The following is a 19104-nucleotide window of genomic DNA, read 5'->3' as shown; positions in this document are numbered from 1 at the left end:
CTCACGAGCTGCTGACGCTGAGGTAGCGCAGAGGAATCTCCACCGTCACCTCGGTGCCGGCACCCATCATGGTGTGCCAGTCGATCGAACCACCCAGCTCGCCCTGAATCAGGGTGCGCACGATCTGCGTTCCGAGACCGCTGCCGACCTTGCCCTCAGGCAGTCCGACGCCATCGTCGACGATCTTGACGCGCAACTGCGCCTCGTCACGCTCTGCGATGATCTGCACCTCGCCTGAGCGATCGGCGAGCCCGTGCTCGACGGCGTTGGTCACCAACTCGGTGAGCGCCAGCGCGAGCGGCGTCGCGTATTCGCTCGGCAGCACGCCGAAGCGCCCCTTCTTGACGGGGCGCACCGACGTGTTGTGGCCCGAGGCGACCTCGGTGATGAGCAGCAGCACGCGGTCGAAGACGTCGTCGAAATCGACGGCCTGCGCGAGCCCCTCGGAGAGGGTGTCGTGCACGACGGCGATCGCCGCGACGCGCCGCTGCGCCTGACCGAGCGCGTCTTTCGCCTCATCCGAGTGCGAGCGCCGGGCCTGGATGCGCAGCAGCGACGCCACGGTCTGGAGGTTGTTCTTGACGCGGTGGTGGATCTCGCGGATCGTCGCGTCTTTCGTGATCAGCTCGCGCTCCTGGTGGCGCAACTCGGTGACGTCGCGCACGAGGACGATGGCGCCGACCCTCTCGCCGCGATTCCGGATCGGGATCGCGCGCAGCGACACCGTGACTCCGCGCACGTCGATGTCGGTGCGCCACGGGGCACGCCCCGTGACGACGAGCGGCAGCGACTCATCGACGGCTGCGTGCCCGATCAGCAGACGCGTGGTCACCTCAGCGAGCGACTCGCCCTCGAGCTCGTCGGTGAAGCCGATCCGGTTGAACGCGGAGAGCGCGTTCGGGCTCGCGAACGTCGTGATGCCTTCGACGTCGAGGCGGATCAGACCATCGGATGCTCGTGGAGCACCGCGCCTCGGACCGCTCGGTGCGCCCAGATCGGGGAAATCCCCCGTGGCGATCATGCCGAAGAGGTCGTTCGCGCAGTCGTTGAAGGTCAGCTCCTGCCGGCCAGGGGTGCGCGCCTCGGACAGGTTCGTGTGCCGCGTCAGCACTGCGATCGGAGCATCCGTCGTCTTGGACGAGGTCGAGCCGAGCCGCCGCAGCACCGGCACGGCGCGCACTCGGGTCGGTGTCTCCTCGTACCACTCGGGCGCGCTCGAGTCGACGATGCGGCCCGTCTCGAGCGCCTCGGTGGCCTGGGGGCGCCACTCGGGCCGGATCTGCTGGCCGACGATGTCGCGATAGAAGAGAGTCGCGGCGCTCGAGGGGCGCGAGTGCGCGATCGCGATGAAGCCGTCTTCGGTCGGAACCCACAGCACGATGTCGGCGAAGGCCAGGTCGGCCAGCAGCTGGGCGTCGCCGACCAGCATGTGCATCCACTCGATGTCTTCCGGAGTGGAGCGGCCGTGGGCGATGACCAAGTCACTGAGGGTCGACACGGCTCAAGTCTAGGGTCGCGTGCACCACTCGGCTGGGCACCCGGCGGGCGCCGCCACGGCCCGGCGATCGGCGCCCGCGCCGCGACGACTGCGGCTCGAGACCGAGCACCGCCTGCTCGACGAACGCTCGAATCGCGAGCCGTGCGGGGGAACGCGGAGCCACCGTGCCGAGCGGCGACGCTCTGAGCATCGCCGCGTCGAACGCCGCCGGATCATCGGGAACGAGTGCCGCGGCTGCGATGCCGCCGAAGCGGTGCAGCGCCTGCGCCACCTGGCCTTCCGCCGCGGCCCCGGCCACGCCGGGACGCACGCGATTGGCGACGACGCTGTGACGTGCGCCAGGTGCGGCCGCCACCGCATCAGGGTGGTGCCGCATCAGCCGCGACAGTCCCACCGGGTCCGCAAGCCCGACCGCTACGACCCGCGTCGCCCGCTCGAGTGCGCTGAGCGTCGCCGCGTTACGCCGCGGTGCGAGAAAGTCGCTCACGATCTCTTCGTCGGCCTCGAGGTTGAAGCCGACGTCGATCACGACGTCGTCGAACCAGCCGGCCACCGCATCGATCGTGCGAGCGACGCGCTCACCGCTCAGCTCGGGCCACCTGCTGGGGCGCGCGATACCGGTGAGAACGGCGAGCACGCCCCTGCGTACCGGCACGTAGTGCGCCACTCGATCGAACTCGGCGCGAGAGAGAGCGTCGTTCCCGGCGAGCCGGCACGCGGAGGCGAAGCCCGGCACCTCGTCAAGCAGACCGAGCCAGACCGCCACGCTGCCACCGTGCGTATCCGCATCGATCAGCGCGACGGTGCGCCCGAGATCGGCGAGCTCCGCGGCCATCGCGATGGCGAGCGAGCTGCGGCCCGGCGCCCCGGCCGGCCCCCAGACGGCGACGACGGATGCCTCCCCGCGAAGCCCGGCACCCTCGGTCGTCGGAGGGCCGGACGCCGCCGTCGTGGCCAGCACCTCTTCGAGCTCGCGCCACGAAGCCGGCTCGGAGAGGGCGTCGGGACCACCCGCCTGCGCGGCGACCGTGTGCTCGTCGGCCGAGACGGCGAGCACGACCAGGCGGGTGCCCGCGGTTTCGGCGGCCACCACGAGTTCGCGAGTCAGCCGCGCGCGGGTCGCGGAGACGACAGCGAGGTCGATCTCGTGCGCAGCGAGGGCCGCCGCCAACTCGCCCGCGGTCTGCACGCGGCTGACGATCACATGCCCGGCATCGACCGCCCCCGGCACGAGAACGGCCTCGGGTCGTCGTTCGAGGCTGAATGCGAGCCGCGCCATCTCACTCGCCGACCGAGAGGCGGTGCGGAACCAGCGTGATGGCGAAGTCGTTGGTGACCGCCTCGATCAGCTCGGCGGCGGAGTCGTTCGGCACGCGCAGTTCGACCGAGACAGCGTCGCCCGCACCGAGCCCGCTATCGCGCAGAACGCGCACGACCGTGGCGGCAGAGACACGCACGCTGGGTGCGTCGAATCTGAGCGAGCCGCCGTTCTGGGCGCTCGGCGCAGCCGCCCACACGTCGACCGTGGCCCCGGCGTCGACAGCCCCGGGTAGAGCGCCGCCCAGCGCGACGACGACGCTCGTCTCCGTCTGCGCGGAGGCCTCGCCGACAGCGCTGAGCGGAATCAGCTCGCCGCGCGCGACCGTGCGCGTGACCACCGCTCCGGAGCGCGGGGCGCTCATCAGGTACGCGGCGCCGGTCTGACCGAGGCGCACGCGCACCGGAACGACGTCGTCGGTCGTGAGCTCGTCGCCCGCGACGAGTACGTGCCGGGCGGCGAACGCCCGCACGCTGCGGTCTGACACTGCCACGAGACCGGCGACGCCCACCACGGACACGACGACCAGCAGCAGCCCGAGCAGAAAGCGCGGCTCGCGCCACGTCGGACGCGGTCGCGGGACCGGGGTGGCCGTGATCATGCCCCCATGGTGCCGAAGTCGCGGCCGGCGCCCGGAAAGTTATCCACACCCGGAGGCGGATGCCTGCATGACCGCCAGAATGGTTACATGGTGAGCCAATTCGCGGCCGGCGCAACGCGCTTCCTCACACCGGCCGACTGCGCCGAGGTGCTCAACGTCGAGCTTGCCGACGTGACCTCGCTGCTTGAGAGCGGCGAGCTGCCGTCGATCCGTGTCGGCACCCAGTGGCGCATCGAGCGCGACGTGCTCGAGTCCTACATCGCCGAGCTCTATGAGCGGCAGCGCCGCCACGCCCTCTGGCAGCAGTCCGATTTCGCGAGTCTCGCCGAGCTCTCCGCTCCCGCCCCCGCCGGGGACTGAGCAGGGCTACCCGAGACGCAGAAACGCCACGGCGGCGAGCGACACGATCCGATGTTCGTGCACCCCCGAAGCACGTGGGGTCGAGCCGCGCTCGTGCACCGCGAGGTCGAAGTGGTCGCTGCCCACGCGGTCGATCGTGCCGTGCACCGGTGCGGCCTCCCCCGGGCTCATGACGTCCAGCGCGACGCGGCGACGGGCCAGGTCACGCAGCACCACGCCGACGCCGAGCCTGGCGGATAGGCCGGCCCGCGGCGCTGCCTCAGGCATCCGCTCACGACTCGCGCCGAGCTGAGCCTCATCGATCACGATGCCCCGCACCGCCGCGATCGGCACGATCGCCTCGCCGGCGCCCGGCAGCTCGGCGGCGAACCAGTCACGCCCCACGGACGTCGGCACCAGCTCGATCGGCGCATCGTCGGTGAGCCTCACGCGGATCGCCGCCGGCGCCATCGCGAGCACGGCGATGCGGTCGCGCAGCGTGGTGCGGGCGGCGCGCAGGCGTTCGTGCTCGACCAGCTCGCCCGCCGCGGTCGCTGCGTGTTCCGCCTCCAGCTGGGCCTCGAGGTCATCGAAGAGCAGGTCGAAGCGCATGCCCCGACGGTAGCTCGGGCGCGTCTCGCTGCGCTCGCGCTGTCCCCAGGTCATATCTGCTCTGGCTCTGCGCCCGACGCGGATGCCATCGTCACAGCACCCGCCCGGCACATCTGCCGGTTCGCACACCAAGGGGGGCCCATGACGACAGCACAACGCCGCGAGCGCTTCGACGAAGACGAGTTCTTCGGTGTACAGCGCACCACTGACCTGCCAGACCCGGAGCCACTGATCCGGAACCTCGTGCACTGCGTGATCGAGATCATCGCCGGCGCGCGCGAACTGGAGCAGATCGCGCGCTGGGTCACCGACGACGTGTACACGACGCTGGCACGACGCGTCAGTTTCGCGGCGCGCTCGCGGGCGCTCAAAGGCACGACGATGCTGCGCCCGCGCTTCGCACTGATGTCGATCCGCGTGTTCGAGCCGTGCCCCGGTGTCCGCGAGGCGACCGTCGTCGTGCAGATGCCGCAGCGCGTGCGGGCCGTCGCCCTACGCCTCGAAGGTCTTGATCGGCGCTGGCGCGCGACCTCGATCTCGGTGCTGTGAGAACATCAGCGCCGAGCTTCTCGGCGCGGCCGAGCGACCGCTAACGCTTGCGGTTCTGCGCGCGGCGTTCGGCGCGGTTCGACGGCTCGGGGGCGTCGCCCTCGGTGCGCTGCCCGAACGCTCCGCGCGAACCACCCTGCTGCTGCGGCGGGCGGTCGTCTGCCTGCTGCTGGAGTTCGCGCCGCCTGGCTGCGCGCTCGGCGCGCTCCGTCGCCGCCCGGTCGACCTGACCGCCCTGGTTGCGCACCTCGACACCGCCCGAGTCGCTCGGCGCGGAGTACGACAGGCCGGCCTGCTCGTGCGACTCACCGAGGCCCTTGGCCGCCACGCCCGCGAGCTCACCCGGTGCCTGCGTGACCTCGACCTCGAGGTTGAACAGGAATCCGATGGTCTCCTCGCGAATCGCGCCCATCATCTGCTGGTACATCGAGAAGCCTTCACGCTGGTACTCGACCAGCGGGTCGCGCTGCGCCATGGCGCGCAGGCCGATGCCGTCCTTCAGGTAGTCCATCTCGTAGAGGTGGTCGCGCCAGCGACGGTCGATGACGGAGAGCACCACGCGGCGTTCGAGCTCGCGCATCGCGTCCGAGCCGAGCTGCTCCTCGCGGCTCTCATAGGCGAGGTGCGCATCGGACAGGATCTCGCGGCGCATGAACTCGCGGTTGATCCGCCCCTTCGTGCCTGCCTCGGCGATGACCTCGTCGATCGTGATGCCGACCGGGTAGATCGTCTTCAGCTCGCTCCACAGGGCGTCGAAGTCCCAGTCGTCGCCGTTGCCCTCGCCAGTGCGCGTGTCGAGGATCTCGTCGACCACGTCATCGAGGAACTTCTGCACGCGCTCGTGCAGGTCGTCGCCCTCGAGGATGTGACGACGATCGTTGTAGATCGCCTCGCGCTGGCGGTTCAGCACGTCGTCGTACTTGAGGACGTTCTTGCGGATCTCGGCGTTGCGCGCCTCGACCTGTGACTGAGCGCTGCGGATCGCCCGCGACACCAGCTTCGACTCGATCGCGAGGTCGTCGGGCGTGGATGCCCGGCCCATCAGCGACTCGGCGGCGCCGGCGTTGAAGAGGCGCATGAGGTCGTCGGTGAGCGAGAGGTAGAAACGGCTCTCGCCCGGGTCGCCCTGACGGCCGGAGCGCCCGCGCAGCTGGTTGTCGATGCGGCGCGATTCGTGCCGCTCGGTGCCGAGCACGTACAGACCGCCGGCCTCACGCACCTTCTCGGCTTCGTCCGTCGCGGTGTCTTTGAGCTTCTCGAAGGTCTCGTCCCACGCCTCTTGGTACTCGTCGGGCGTCTCCTCCGGCGAGAGGCCGCGCGAATTCAGCTCGGCGACCGCGAGGAACTCGACGTTGCCGCCGAGCATGATGTCGGTTCCGCGGCCGGCCATGTTGGTCGCGACCGTGACCGCACCGAGACGACCCGCCTGGGCGACGATCGCGGCCTCGCGCGCGTGGTTCTTCGCGTTCAGCACCTCGTGGCGCACACCGCGCTTGGCGAGCAGGCGAGAGAGGTACTCGCTCTTCTCGACGGATGTCGTGCCCACCAGCACCGGCTGACCCTTCTCGTGCCGCCCGACGATGTCTTCGACGACCTGCGCGAACTTGACCTCTTCGTTCTTGTAGACGAGGTCGGGCATGTCCTTGCGGATCATCGGCTTGTTCGTCGGGATCACGACGACGCCCAGCTTGTAGGTCGACATGAACTCCGCCGCCTCGGTCTCGGCGGTACCGGTCATGCCGGACAGCTTCTTGTAGAGACGGAAGTAGTTCTGCAGCGTGACGGTCGCGAGCGTCTGGTTCTCGGCCTTGACCGGAACGCCTTCCTTGGCCTCGATCGCCTGGTGGATGCCCTCGTTGTACCGGCGGCCCATCAGGATGCGGCCCGTGTGCTCATCGACGATGAGCACCTCGTCGTTCATCACGACGTAGTCCTTGTCGCGCTTGAACAGCGCGTTGGCCTTGATGGCGTTGTTGAGGAAGGAGATCAGCGGGGTGTTGGCCGACTCGTAGAGGTTGTCGATGCCGAGGTAGTCCTCGACCTTCTCGATGCCGGGCTCGAGCACACCGACGGTGCGCTTCTTCTCGTCGACCTCGTAGTCCTCGCCGGGGGTGAGGCGCGTGGCGAGGCGCGCGAACTCGGTGAACCACCGGTTCGCCTCGCCCGACGACGGGCCCGAGATGATGAGCGGGGTGCGCGCCTCGTCGATGAGGATCGAGTCGACCTCGTCGACGATCGCGAAGTTGTGGCCGCGCTGGACCATGTCGGACGACTGCCAGGCCATGTTGTCGCGCAGGTAGTCGAAGCCGAACTCGTTGTTCGTGCCGTAGGTGATGTCGGCCGCGTACTGCTCGCGGCGCTCTTCAGGGGTCTGGCCGGCGAGGATCACGCCGGTCGTCATGCCGAGCGCGCGGAACACGCGGCCCATCAGCTCGCTCTGGTAGCTCGCGAGGAAGTCGTTGGTCGTGATGACGTGCACGCCGCGGCTCGGAATCGCGTTCAGGTACGCGGCCGTCGTCGCCACGAGGGTCTTGCCCTCACCGGTCTTCATCTCGGCGATGTTGCCGAGATGAAGTGCGGCACCACCCATGATCTGCACGTCGAAGTGGCGCATGCCGAGCACACGACGCGCGGCCTCGCGGACCGCCGCGAACGCCTCGGGAAGCAGCTCGTCGAGCGTCTCGCCCTCCGCGTAGCGCTCGCGCAGCTCGACGGTCTCGTTACGAAGCTCCTCCTCGGTGAGCTCCTTGAAGTCTTCTTCAAGGGTGCCTACGGCCTTCGCGTACCCTTCGAGCTTGCGAAGGAGCCGGCCCTCGCCGACGCGCAGGACCTTTTCAAGGACTGAGGCCACGGAATAACTCCATTTTTTTCAGCGCCGTCGCTTCGGCGGCGCGGGCTTCGCAGGCCGGCGGGGCCGTACGCGGTACCACCGGGAATCCCAGCAAGTCTAGACGAGGCGCGCCGTCATGACCTGAGCACATCACAGGCGGCGGAGGCCGAAGCATCCGCCGCCTGATGTTCGAGTCCGCGACTACGAGATCGACTCGAGCTTGCGCGCCGCCGTTGCCACCTCTTGCAGCTCGTCAGCGTCGTCGTCGAGCTGGATCACGCCGTAGTCCCAGCCCTTGCGCCGGTAGACGACGCTCGGCCGATCGGTCTCGGAGTCGATGAACAGATAGAAATCGTGGCCGACGAGCTCCATGTAATAGAGGGCGTCATCGACCGAGATCGGAACGGAGGCGAACGTCTTCGTGCGGATCACCACGGGGCAGTAGTCGTCGTGGTCGGCGGCCCCCGGCTCATCGGCCTGCGCCACGGGGATCGCGCCGGTCGCGACGCGGTCGAGCGTCTCAGCCGGCGCCGGCGTCAGGTCGGTGCCGGCGAAGCCCGCACCGGCCGCCTCGCGCAGCGACGTCGGGCGGTGCGAGCCGCCGCGATGCACCTTGCGGCGGTCCTTCGCACGGCGCACCCGCTCGAGGATGCGGCCGATCGCGATGTCGAAGGCGGCGTACTTGTCTGCCGCGGTCGCCTCGGCCCGAACGACCGGCCCAGGTCCGACGAGCGTGAGCTCGACCCGGTCATCGCCCGGGGTGCCTCCTCGGCCCGCAAGGCGAGACAGCTTGATCTCGAATACAAGAGCCCGCTCCGCCAGGTGCGACACCTTGTCAGCCTTTTCGGTCACGTACTCGCGAAAGCGGTCCGTGATCTGAACGCCGCGCCCGACGATGTCGATTTCCATCGCAACCTCCTGTTCTCGGTGCGTTCCCGCCGCGGTTGCCGGTGGGACCGGTTGAACCGGTATGCGCACCTGCTTGGTGTCGCCCACCGTAGTTCCACCCTCTGGCGATGTCACGAGCATTTTCTGCCGATTTGTACGTCGGCCCGGAGCGCGGGGATGCGACGCGGCGTGCGGGCGACCGCGACAGCGCAGAGGACGCGATGGCCGGCTGCGTGAAATGCCCGGTCAGCTTCCAGAATCGTGGCTCCCGTCGTGATGATGTCGTCGAGCAGCACGACGAAGGCCCCGACCGGGCCGCCTCGGACTGCCAGCGATTCTTTACGGTTCGCAAAGCGCGCTGTGGTATCTAAGTCGGATTGATCTTGCGTCTGTCGGGTGGCCACCAGCATCCGCTCGTCGCGGTACCCGGCGCGCGTCACGAGGTGTCGCAGCGGCACATAGCCGCGGCGCCGGAATGCGGCACGCGTCGACGGAATGCCGGCGAGAACGACTCGGCCGCGCGCCTCGGGCGGCGAGGCGGCGAGCGCGGCCCGCACCACCCGGCGCAGCACAGCGGCGAGGGCCGGCGCAACGTCGGTGCGGCCGCCGTCTTTGAAGGCGAGCAGGATGCTCCGCGCCGTTCCCCCGTATTCGAGCGCGTGCCAGACCGGCAGTTCCGTGCCGTCCGCGCGCGTGAGCGCATGTCGCGCGGGCACTGCGGCCGCGAGCTCGGCTCGGCAGGTCTCGCAGAGCGCCCGGTCGGGCGTTTCGCAGCCCGCGCAGTCGACCGGAGCGAGCGCCGCCCATGCGTCGAGGACAGCACCATGAAGTCGGGACCACATGCCCAGGCATCCTGCCCGACCGCGCCGACGCTTGTCGGGTGCCTGTGGAAAACGACCGGGCGCGTGAGCCGAACGCACCCGCCGCCGAAGTCAGTCGCGCCCCTGCTGCACCGCCAGCATGCCGACACCCGACGCGGCCTCCTGCCAGCCGTTGCCGGCCGGCGTCTGGAGCTCCCCGGACGAGGTGAGCACCCACGGCTGCGTCGACGGGTTGCCGCCTGCGATGGCGACCGCACCCGCCGGGCCGGTCATCGGCGACGACAGCGTGCCACCGAGCTGCTGCGTCACGATCGCGGTGCCGCCCTGCGGGCTCGTGCCGAGGACGGAGACGTCCAGGTCGTCGCTCCAGGCGAGCGCGATGCCCGTGCCGAGTCCGAGATCGCCGAAGTCGACGGCTTCGCCGAGCCGGGTCGGGTGTCCGTTCGAATCGCGCACGATGCCGGCGACCATGAGGTGCGCCTGACCGTTCATCGTGCGCACGAGCGCCGCGAGACGCGTCCCGTCGCGCGACACGGCGAAGGCGACGAGCGTGCGGGCGTCCGGCCAGCTCGCCTTGATCGTGGCCGTCGCGCCGTCGCCCGCGGACACGGCGAAGTCGGCCGCCGGGTCCGAGGTCGCCGACCAGATGGTGCCGCGGTTGTCGATCGAGGGGGCGATGAGGTTCGCGCGGTGGTCGATGCGGACAGGTTCCTCGACCGCGTCGGAGACGGCATAGACCGCACCCTTGGCGAGCACCGCAGCCGTCGAAGCGTCGGCCGTCACCGTCGCGGCGGTCGGGTGCAGAGCCGCGACGCCAGCGCCGAGGCCGCTCAGGTTGCCGAGGGACTTGCCCGAGAGGAATCCGAACTTGCCGCCCTGATAGACGAGCGCATTCGGGCTCACCGCAGGGTTCAGCTGCGCCCCGCTCACGCCCGTCACGCTCTGCGGGGACACCCCGCCGATGGAGAGCCCGACGGAGGAGATCGACTGGGCCGTGGTCAGACTCTGGGTGAGCTGTTCGTCCATGCGGTTGATCGTCGTGTCGTCCGCGCCGCCCGCGACCGAGCTGAGCGCGACCTGCGCCGCGCCGCTCGTCACGACGACCGAGCCGCCGGCGAGCTGTGCGCCCTTCGGGAACGCGGTGACGACGGAGCCCTGCAGCCACGGTGACGGACCGGCGAGAAGCGCCTTGACGATGCGCGTCGCGATCGCCGCGCGCGAGCTCGGGAACCAGCGCAGATCGGGGACGAGGTACTTGTAGTCGGGGCTGTAGAAGTACAGCGCGTGCGCGCTGAAGACGCTCTGGAACTGCGACGAGTTGATCACGATGCCGTCGGGCGCCTTCGAGATGCGCCACTGGCCGTGCTGCTTGACGAACGAGTAGTCGAGCGTCACCGGAGTGCTCGACGCCGCGGTGCGGTAGTCGCCGCTCTGATCGACGAACGCGACGGGCGAGATGTCGAGGCTCAGCTCACTTCCCGGCACCGTCTTCGGCTCGCCGCGCTTGGCCTGGTCGTCGACCGTCGCGGAGGCGTCGGGGTTCCACTCGCCGGCGAACGAGGTCGTCAGGAACTCGCGGGCGATCTGGTAGCCGTTCTCGGGGCTCACCGCCGCCTCGATGAAGCCCGAGAGGATCTCGGCCTGCGTCTCCCCCGTGCTCGGCGCGTTCGGGTGGAAGTCGATCTGCCCGAAGGCCGAGTCCTGACCCTCGACCGAGCCGCCCGGCACCACGGGCCCGCTGCGCGGGATCGTCGCGCACGCGGCGAGAACGGATGCCACGAGCACGGCCACGATGACGGCGAGGAATCCACGCGGCCTCACGACGCCACCTCCTGCGTATCGGCGGGCGGCAGCGGGATCGGCGACTCGCCGATGGGGCCGCTCCGGCGCCGCGGCAGCGTGAGCCGGAAGCAGGACCCCGCGCCGGGTCTCGACCAGACGTCGAGCACGCCGGCGTGGATCAGCGCGTCCTCCTGCGAGATCGCGAGGCCGAGTCCCGTGCCCCCGATGGTCCGCTTGCGCGACGGGTCGGCGCGCCAGAAGCGGTCGAAGACGCGGCCGAGATCGCTCTCGCTCATGCCCATGCCGTGATCGCGCACGGCGACCGCGACCGCAGTGGTGTTGCTGTCGACGATGATGTCGATCGGACGCCCCTCGCCGTGCTCGATCGCGTTGCCGATGAGGTTGCGCACGATGCGGCGCACGCGGCGCGGATCCATCGGCACCGACGAGTAGCCGCCCGGCGCGACGAGACGCAACGCGGTGCCGTTGGCGCGAGCGAGCGGCCCGAACTCGTCGATGACGTCCTCGGCGAGGGTCACGAGGCTGCTCGGCTCGAGTTCGAGCGACACCGAACCGGCGTCGTAGCGGCTGATCTCGAGCAGGTCGGACAGCAGCAGGTCGAAGCGCTCCACCTGCGCGTGCAGCAGCTCCGCTGTGCGCGAGGTGACGTCGTCGAACGCCTCGCGGCGGTCGTAGAGATGCTCCGAGGCGAGCCGGATGGTGGTGAGCGGCGTGCGCAGCTCGTGCGAGACATCCGACACGAAGCGCTGCTGCAGCTGCGACAGCGTCGCCAGCTGCGTGATCTGCCGCTGCAGGCTGTCGGCCATGCCGTTGAAGGAGCGCGCGAGCGACGTGAAGACGTCCTGCCCCTCTTCGGGGATGCGCACCGCGAGATCGCCCGCCGCGAGGCGACGGCTCGTGGCCGCGGCGAGCTGGATCGGCGCGACCACGAAGCGGACCACCACATAGGTGAGCGCGCCGATCAGGGCGATGAGCGCAAGACCTGCGAGCAGCAGCGTGCGCTGGACGAAACTCAGCGTCTGCTCGGAGTCGGACAGGTCGTAGCCGAGGAACAGCTCATAGGTGCCCGCCGCGGGCAGGTGGATCTGCGCCCCCACGAGGACCCCAGGGTGCGTCGCCGAGCTCGCGCCGCCCGTGTCGACCGGGAGCGCGACCGACTGGGAGTAGAGCGTGTCCGAGTTCTTCGCCACCGCCGCGGACAGCGCACTCGAGATGAGGGTCGGCGAGATGCCGACGGTGAAGTCGGTCGGCGCCTGCGGATTCTCCGGCTGGCCGGGTGCCCGCTTCATTGCGATCAGACGGCTGGAGGAGGAATCCTGCACCGCCGTGCTGACGGTCGTGCCGAGGGCGAGCACTGAGCTCGGATCGCTCGCGTCCGCCGCGTCGAGGCTCGACTGCACGTGCTGCTGCGCGCGGCTCGCATCGCGCAGCGCCTCGCTGAGGCGCGAGGAGTAGAGATCGTTGCCGACCGTGTACGACACGACGAGGCCCGTGATGAGGATCGCAACGCCAGACAGGCAGACCGTGATGAGTACGGTGCGGAACTGCAGCGACACCGCCCAGACGTGCACGATCGCGGCGGGCCAGTTGGCCGGGTTGCGCCACTGCGCGGCCCGGGGTCTGAGCGCTGCCGTTGTCATCGGCCCAAGAGTAAGCGCGGCACCGACGAATCAGCCCGAGTAGCCGGCGCGGTACCCCACCCCACGCACCGTCTGCACGACCTTCGGGTTGTCGGGGTCGTGCTCGACCTTCGCCCGCAGGCGCTGCACGTGCACGTTCACGAGGCGCGTGTCAGCCTTGTAGTGGTAGCCCCAGACCTGCTCGAGCAGCATCTCGCGGGTGAACACCTGCTGCGGCTTACTCGCGAGAGCGAGCAGCAGATCGAACTCGAGCGGGGTCAGGTTGATGCGGGCGTCGGCGCGGCGCACCTCGTGCGCGGACACGTCGATCGTGAGATCGCCGATCGAGACGACGGATGCCGGTGCGCCGGGGTTCGCGGGGCGCAGCCTGGCCCGCACGCGCGCCACGAGCTCCTTCGGGTTGAACGGCTTCACCATGTAGTCGTCGGCCCCGGATTCGAGGCCCCGCACGACGTCGGCCGTGTCGGACTTGGCCGTGAGCATGATGATCGGGGTGCCCGAGAATGATCGGATGCGCTCGGCCACCTCGATGCCGTCAAGACCCGGCAGCATCAGGTCGAGCAGCACGAGATCGGGGGATGCCTTTCGGAACGCGTCGACGGCCTGAGCGCCGTCGGCGCAGAACACTGGCTCGAAGCCGTCGCTGCGCAGCACGATGCCGATCATCTCGGCGAGCGCCGTGTCGTCGTCGACGACGAGGATTCGAGTGGACAAGTTCTCCCCAGATCCGGCCCCGAAAACCTGCGCGGGGCTGCTCGTGTCTAGGTTAGTGGTATGAGCGATCCGACGGCCTGGGACTCGCCCCGGTACGGAGCGCCTCCCGGCTGGGCGCCGCCGCCGCGGCCGGGGCTGATCCCGCTGCGACCGCTGACCTTCGGCCAGCTGCTCGGAACGCCGTTCCAGCTGATGCGCCGACACGTCGCGTCGCTGTTCGGGCCCGCGCTGCTCATCCAGGTGCTCGTGCTCTTCGCGTCGCTCGCGCTCGTCGGATCGACGACCGCGTGGTTCGCGTATCGACTCGCGCACGCCGAGACCTCCGATCGCTCGGCGATCCTCGCGGGCGGAATCGCGACCGTCGCGCTGTCCGCGCTGATCGCGGTCGCACTGAACGTCATCGGCAGCGGCCTGCTGCAGGGGCTCGTCGTGATCGCCGTCGCCAACGGCACGCTCGGGCACAAGCCGCGGGCCGGCCAGCTGTGGCAGGCGACGCGCGGCCGCCGCTGGGCACTCGCGGGCTTCGTGTCGATCGTCACCGGCGGTCTGCTGATCGCTCTGCTCATCCCCGCGGGCATCGCCGCGGCCGTGATCGCGCCGGGCGCGAGCACCGGCGGATCGGGCGCGATGATCGTCGTCGGAGTCGCGCTCGCTGTGCTCGCGGGGCTCGGCGTCGCGGTGCTCGTCGCGTGGCTCTGGGCCAAATCCTCCCTCGCCGGCGCCGCGATCGTGCTCGAGCGACGCGGAATCCGTTCCGCCATCGCCCGCTCGTGGTCGCTCTCGCGCGGAGCTTTCTGGCGTGTATTCGGCGCCCAGATCCTCGTGATCGGCATCTGCTACGTCGCGACGCAGATCATCAGCACTCCGGTGACCCTCATCGCCGAGTTCGCCCTGCAGGCGGCCTTCCCCACCGGCACCCCGACCGCGGCCCAGTTCCAGACCACAGCGGCGGCGGTCGCCGGCGTGCTCTACGTCGTTCTGATGATCCTGACCCTGATCATCGGCACGGTCACCGCGATCATCGAGGCGGGAACGGGGGTCGTCGTCTACATCGACCAGCGGATGCGTCGCGAAGGGCTCGACCTGACGCTCACCCGCTACGTCGAGGACGCGCAGCTCGGCAGGCCGCTCGCGGACCCGTTCGCGACCCCCGCGTTCCTCAGCCCTCAGTTCGCTGCACCGTATCCCCCGGCGCCCGGCGGCGCGCCGGACCAGAGGTGACGCCGGTCGCGGCGCTGCTGAGCTCCGTCAGCAGACCGCCGCTCACCCCCGACGACGATACGGCGCGGCGGTGGCTCGGCACCGAGCTCGCGAAGCCCGAGTACGCCGCAGCGCGACCGAGCTGGTTCGACCTGCTCAGCCAACGGGTCGCCGACTGGTTCGGTTCGTTGCACCTGCACGGCGCCGGCAGCGGGGCATCCGCCTGGCTGGCCGTGATCGGCGCGGTGCTCGCGGCCGTCGTCATCGCCGGCGCCATGCTGCGGTTCGGGCTGCCGCGTCTGAACCGGCGCGCGCGTGCAGAGCGCCTCGCGGGCGAGGTCGCCGACACCCGCACCGCCGCACAGCTGCGCGCTGCCGCGGACCGCGCTACGGGCAGAGGCGACTGGGAGCTCGCCGTGATCGAGCGCTTCCGCGCGATCGCGGCGTCGCTCGCGGAGCGCACGGTCGTCGCCGTGCGACCCGGCACGACCGCCCACGAAGTCGCGTTGGCCGCGGCCGCCGTCTTCCCCGCCGAGGACGGCGCTCTGCGCGCCGCCGCGACCACGTTCGACGCAGCGCGCTATCTCGGTCGCCGCATGTCGGCGGGTGAGCACGATCGGCTGCGGGCTCTCGACGAGCGCCTGCTGCGCACGACGCCGGCCTTCGCAGGGGCCGTGCGGTGACGGCCACGAGTGCCGGCCGCGCTCCCGCCGCGGCCGAGGTGCTGTCGCCGAGCCTCGGCCAGCGGGCGCGCGCCGGCCGCGGCTGGCTGGTCGGCGCGGCCGTCATCTTCGTGGCGGCGATACTCGCGCTGCTGCTCGTGGGCCAGTCGACGCAGCAGAGCCCACCGCTCGATCCGTCGAGTTCGACGCCGAGCGGCGCCAAAGCGCTGCTCAACGTGCTGCGCGCCCACGGCGTCGAGGTGCGCTCGGCCTCGACCCTCGGTGCGGCCGAGCGCGCCACCGCGGGCGCGAGTCCCGATGACGTCACCGTCGCGATCTACGACCCGAGCGGGTACCTCTCTCTCAAGCGCATCGCGCACGACGCGAAACTCCCCGGCCGGATCGTGCTGATCGCACCCGTTCCCGGCGTTGAGCAGCCGCTGCTCGAGGCCGGCCGCGACGTGCGCATCGTGAGCGCGGCCACGGCACTGGAGAACGGCAGCATCCTGCACGGCGACAACGCGGGCAACGCCGTCCGGCTGTTCGGAGCCCGCTCGCGCCTCGTCTGGTACACGCCCACGATCGCCGACTCGAGCGCGGGCACGCCCGCGACCATCGCCGACCTCACCCCGGGCTGGGTCACGCCTCTCGTCGTACTGGGCGGCCTCACTGCCGTCGTGGCCGCCGTCTGGCGCGGGCGCAGATTCGGCCCGCTCGTCGTCGAAGACCTGCCCGTCGCTGTCCGCGCCAGCGAAGCGCTCGATGGGCGGGCCCGGCTCTATCAGCGGTCCGATGCGCGTCTGCATGCCCTCGACGCGCTGCGCATGGGCGCCGTGGGCCGCCTCGCGAAACGGCTCGGCCTCGGGCCGGGAGCCCCCGTGCTCACGGTCTGTGCCGCCGTGGCAGCGCAGACGGGCATCGACCCCCGCGAGGTGCGCGCAGTGCTGCTCGAGGCCTCGCCGCGAAACGATCGCGACCTGCTCGATCTCGCCCAGCGCGTCAGGGCGATCGAGGGCGCGGCTGACCCACGACCGGTGCCGACCTCGACGGCGCCGGCTCCACAACCCGACACGGCCCGCACCGCACCCGACCCAGAGGGGAACCAAGGACACCGACGATGACAGCGGAAGATGATCAGCTCAGGCACGCATTCGCGCGAGTGCGCGACGAGGTCGGGAAGGCGGTGGTCGGCCAGGGGGGCGCGGTGAGCGGCCTCATCATCGCTCTGCTCGCGAACGGCCACGTGCTGCTCGAGGGCGTGCCGGGCGTGGCGAAGACCCTGCTCGTGCGCTCGCTCTCGGCCGCGCTCGCGCTCGAGACCACGCGGGTGCAGTTCACCCCCGACCTGATGCCGGGCGACATCACCGGCTCCGTCGTGTTCGACCCGGCGACGGCGCGCTTCGAGTTCCGCGAGGGGCCCGTGTTCACGAACATCCTGCTCGCCGACGAGATCAACCGCACTCCGCCGAAGACCCAGTCGGCGCTGCTGGAGGCGATGGAGGAACGCCAGGTGTCCGTCGACGGCGTCTCGCACCGGCTGCCCGAGCCGTTCATCGTCGCGGCGACGCAGAACCCGATCGAATACGAGGGCACGTACCCGCTGCCCGAGGCGCAGCTCGATCGCTTCCTGCTCAAGGTGACGTTGCCGCTGCCCGAGCGCGACACCGAGCTCGAGGTGCTGCGCCGGCACTCGGCCGGGTTCGATCCGCGCGCTCTCGGCGCCGCCGGCGTGACCGCCGTGATCGGCGCGGCCGAGATCGCGGCGGCCCGCGCCTCCGTCACCCGCGTCGGTGCTCGCGACGACGTGCTCGGCTACGTCGTCGATCTCGCCCGCGCCACGCGCCAGTCGCCATCGGTGCGCCTCGGGGTGAGTCCGCGCGGCGCGACCGCCCTGCTCGCCGCGGCGAAGTCCTGGGCGTGGTTGTCGGGCTACGACGCGATCACCCCTGACCATGTGAAGGCGATGGCGGTGTCCGTGTGGCGGCACCGAATTCAGTTGCGGCCAGAGGCCGAGCTCGAGCAGGTCACGCCCGACGCGATTCTGCAGTCGATCCTGCAGCAGGTGCAGGTGCCGATCTAGATGGCGCGGGCCGTTGTCGCGATGAGGGTCGGCGAATGGCACTGACGGGGCGGTTTGCCCTGGTGGTCGGCCTGGGGCTCGTCCCGCTCGTAGTGCTCGGCCGCACCGGCGTGTGGGCCTGGGGCGTGCTCGCCGTGTGGGTGGTGCTGTGCGCGATCCTCGCAGGCATCGACGTCGGGCTCGCGGCGCGGCCGCGCATGCTCGCGGTCTCGCGCGAGCTGCCGGCGCGCGTACGTCTCGGGGAACAGGTGTCCGCGACGCTGCTGCTCACGAATCTCGGCCAGCGGATGCTCCGCGCGACCGTGCGCGACGCGTGGCAACCGTCCGCCGGTGCCGCGACGACCCGGCAGCGGGTACGCGTGCCGCGCGGCGAGCGGCGCGCAGTGACGCTCGCCCTCACGCCGACGCGGCGCGGCGAGCGCGTCGTCGAGCAGATCACGGTGCGCTCGTTCGGGCCGCTGGGCCTCGCCGCACGCCAGGCCGTGCTCGCGGCGCCCGGGCGGTTGCGCGTACTGCCGCCGTTCCTGTCTCGCAAGCACGTGCCGTCGCGGCTCGCGAGGCTGCGTGAGCTCGACGGGCGCACCGCGGTGATGATCCGCGGTCAGGGCACCGAGTTCGACTCGCTGCGCGAGTACGTGCGCGGCGACGACGTGCGAAGCATCGACTGGCGGGCGACCGCGCGTCGCGCCACCGTGATCGCGCCGCCCGCGAGCGCGCCGGCGCCTGGGCAGGCGCGGCAGGTCGGCGGTCGAACGGCCGACGACGGCACGGGCGCCCCGGCGCGGCCGATGCCTGAGCTGATGGTGCGCACCTGGCGCCCCGAGCGGGACCGGCGCATCGTGATCGTCGTCGACTCCAGCCGTACCTCGGCTGCGCGGATCGGCGACGAGCCGCGGCTCGACACGGCCATCGAGGCATCCCTGCTGCTGTCGGTCATCGCCGACCGCGCGGGCGACCGGGTCGAGCTGCTCGCCTACGACCGCAGAGTCCGTGCGCGAGTGCACGGCGCGTCGGGCGCCGAGCTGCTCGCCCGCGAGGTCGAGGCCCTCGCATCCGTTCACCCCGAACTGATCGAGATGGGCTGGCCGGCCGTCCCTGGCCTGATCCGTCAGCTGAGCGCGCAGCGTTCCCTCGTCGTGCTGCTGACCTCACTCGACTCGATCGGAGCCGCACGGGGGATGCTCGCAGTGCTCGGGCAGCTCACCGCGAAGCACACCGTGCTCGTGGCATCCGTCACCGATCCGACGGTCGCCACCGCGGCGACCGCTCTCGGCGACCGCGCAGAGGTCTACCGCGCCGCCGCGGCCGAGCGCGCACTGCTCGACACGGCACGGCTCACCGAGGCGGTGCGCGGGCTCGGCGCGCACGTCGTCACCGGCACCCCCGAGGAACTGCCACCGGCCGTCACCGACGCGTACCTCGCTCTCAAGGCGCAGGGACGGCTCTAGCTGTACTGACCTCGACCGTTGTTGATTCGGTCGATGGGTGGTTTGCCTTCGATGCCGAGGTGGGCTCTGTCTAGGTTGTAATGGTCGATGAAGGCGGGCAA

17 protein-coding genes are annotated in these 19104 nt (G+C 70.7%); 7 read left to right on the top strand and 10 right to left on the bottom strand.

Annotated features, from left to right (window positions below):
- Window position 1: 1 nt before the first annotated feature.
- From ACFOYW_RS17925 to ACFOYW_RS17915, 3 genes are read right to left on the bottom strand one after another with little or no spacing between them, the layout of a single operon-like run.
- The gene (locus ACFOYW_RS17925; protein WP_390232251.1) at window positions 2-1498 is read right to left on the bottom strand and encodes a sensor histidine kinase; all 1497 of its coding nucleotides are present in this window, start codon (window positions 1496-1498) and stop codon (window positions 2-4) included.
- On the bottom strand, window positions 1482-2777 hold the full coding sequence (locus tag ACFOYW_RS17920; protein WP_390232250.1) for an AAA family ATPase: 1296 nt from the start codon (window positions 2775-2777) through the stop codon (window positions 1482-1484). The genes ACFOYW_RS17925 and ACFOYW_RS17920 overlap by 17 nt, the downstream gene beginning before the upstream one ends.
- A gap of 1 nt (window position 2778) precedes the next feature.
- Window positions 2779-3417, bottom strand: coding sequence for a hypothetical protein (locus ACFOYW_RS17915; RefSeq protein WP_390232247.1), 639 nt, complete (start codon window positions 3415-3417; stop codon window positions 2779-2781).
- A gap of 87 nt (window positions 3418-3504) precedes the next feature.
- Between ACFOYW_RS17915 and ACFOYW_RS17910 the strand changes: the two genes are divergently transcribed.
- A complete protein-coding gene (locus ACFOYW_RS17910; protein ID WP_390232244.1) occupies window positions 3505-3777 on the top strand; it encodes a helix-turn-helix domain-containing protein in 273 nt (90 codons plus the stop codon).
- 6 nt (window positions 3778-3783) lie between these two features.
- Here the strand turns inward: ACFOYW_RS17910 and ACFOYW_RS17905 are convergent, their stop codons facing one another.
- Complete coding sequence (locus ACFOYW_RS17905; protein WP_390232241.1) at window positions 3784-4422, bottom strand: hypothetical protein; 639 nt, start codon at window positions 4420-4422, stop codon at window positions 3784-3786.
- A gap of 87 nt (window positions 4423-4509) precedes the next feature.
- Between ACFOYW_RS17905 and ACFOYW_RS17900 the strand changes: the two genes are divergently transcribed.
- Window positions 4510-4917, top strand: coding sequence for an Rv3235 family protein (locus ACFOYW_RS17900; RefSeq protein WP_390232239.1), 408 nt, complete (start codon window positions 4510-4512; stop codon window positions 4915-4917).
- 40 nt (window positions 4918-4957) lie between these two features.
- On the opposite strand, the gene secA is transcribed toward ACFOYW_RS17900, so the two are convergent.
- The 6 genes from secA to mtrA all read right to left on the bottom strand — a co-directional run bounded on the left by secA (window position 4958) and on the right by mtrA (window position 13613).
- On the bottom strand, window positions 4958-7768 hold the full coding sequence (gene secA / locus ACFOYW_RS17895) for a preprotein translocase subunit SecA (protein WP_390232236.1): 2811 nt from the start codon (window positions 7766-7768) through the stop codon (window positions 4958-4960).
- Between the two features lie 180 nt (window positions 7769-7948).
- On the bottom strand, window positions 7949-8656 hold the full coding sequence (gene hpf, locus ACFOYW_RS17890; protein WP_390232233.1) for a ribosome hibernation-promoting factor, HPF/YfiA family: 708 nt from the start codon (window positions 8654-8656) through the stop codon (window positions 7949-7951).
- Window positions 8657-8766: 110 nt separating this feature from the next.
- Window positions 8767-9477: a ComF family protein gene (locus tag ACFOYW_RS17885; RefSeq protein WP_390232230.1), complete on the bottom strand. Its 711-nt coding sequence runs from the start codon at window positions 9475-9477 to the stop codon at window positions 8767-8769.
- Window positions 9478-9567: 90 nt separating this feature from the next.
- Window positions 9568-11277: a GerMN domain-containing protein gene (locus ACFOYW_RS17880; protein ID WP_390232228.1), complete on the bottom strand. Its 1710-nt coding sequence runs from the start codon at window positions 11275-11277 to the stop codon at window positions 9568-9570.
- Window positions 11274-12899 carry an MtrAB system histidine kinase MtrB gene (mtrB, locus tag ACFOYW_RS17875; RefSeq protein ID WP_390232225.1) on the bottom strand — a complete coding sequence of 542 codons (1626 nt, stop codon included), beginning with the start codon at window positions 12897-12899 and terminating at the stop codon, window positions 11274-11276. Before mtrB ends, ACFOYW_RS17880 begins: the two co-directional genes overlap by 4 nt.
- A 30-nt stretch (window positions 12900-12929) precedes the next feature.
- Window positions 12930-13613: an MtrAB system response regulator MtrA gene (gene mtrA / locus ACFOYW_RS17870; protein WP_390232222.1), complete on the bottom strand. Its 684-nt coding sequence runs from the start codon at window positions 13611-13613 to the stop codon at window positions 12930-12932.
- Between the two features lie 60 nt (window positions 13614-13673).
- Between mtrA and ACFOYW_RS17865 the strand changes: the two genes are divergently transcribed.
- Genes ACFOYW_RS17865 through ACFOYW_RS17845 form a run of 5 tightly spaced genes read left to right on the top strand, consistent with a single transcriptional unit; the run spans window position 13674 to window position 19003 of the window.
- Entirely contained in the window at window positions 13674-14834 is a 1161-nt protein-coding gene (locus ACFOYW_RS17865) for a hypothetical protein (RefSeq protein WP_390232219.1), read from the top strand.
- Window positions 14831-15496 (top strand): DUF4129 domain-containing protein, encoded by a 666-nt coding sequence (locus ACFOYW_RS17860; RefSeq protein WP_390232216.1) that lies wholly within the window; start codon window positions 14831-14833, stop codon window positions 15494-15496. The genes ACFOYW_RS17865 and ACFOYW_RS17860 overlap by 4 nt, the downstream gene beginning before the upstream one ends.
- Window positions 15493-16596, top strand: a complete 1104-nt coding sequence (locus ACFOYW_RS17855) for a hypothetical protein (RefSeq protein ID WP_390232214.1) — start codon at window positions 15493-15495, stop codon at window positions 16594-16596. The genes ACFOYW_RS17860 and ACFOYW_RS17855 overlap by 4 nt, the downstream gene beginning before the upstream one ends.
- The gene (locus ACFOYW_RS17850; protein WP_390232211.1) at window positions 16593-17555 is read left to right on the top strand and encodes an AAA family ATPase; all 963 of its coding nucleotides are present in this window, start codon (window positions 16593-16595) and stop codon (window positions 17553-17555) included. Before ACFOYW_RS17855 ends, ACFOYW_RS17850 begins: the two co-directional genes overlap by 4 nt.
- Window positions 17556-17590: 35 nt before the next feature.
- The gene (locus ACFOYW_RS17845; protein WP_390232208.1) at window positions 17591-19003 is read left to right on the top strand and encodes a DUF58 domain-containing protein; all 1413 of its coding nucleotides are present in this window, start codon (window positions 17591-17593) and stop codon (window positions 19001-19003) included.
- Window positions 19004-19104 lie beyond the last annotated feature (101 nt).

The sequence above is a fragment of the Gryllotalpicola reticulitermitis genome, assembly GCF_042651345.1.
Classification (GTDB): domain Bacteria; phylum Actinomycetota; class Actinomycetes; order Actinomycetales; family Microbacteriaceae; genus Gryllotalpicola; species Gryllotalpicola reticulitermitis.
Note: the sequence above shows the minus strand (reverse complement) of the source record. Positions and strands in the feature narration are given on the sequence as shown.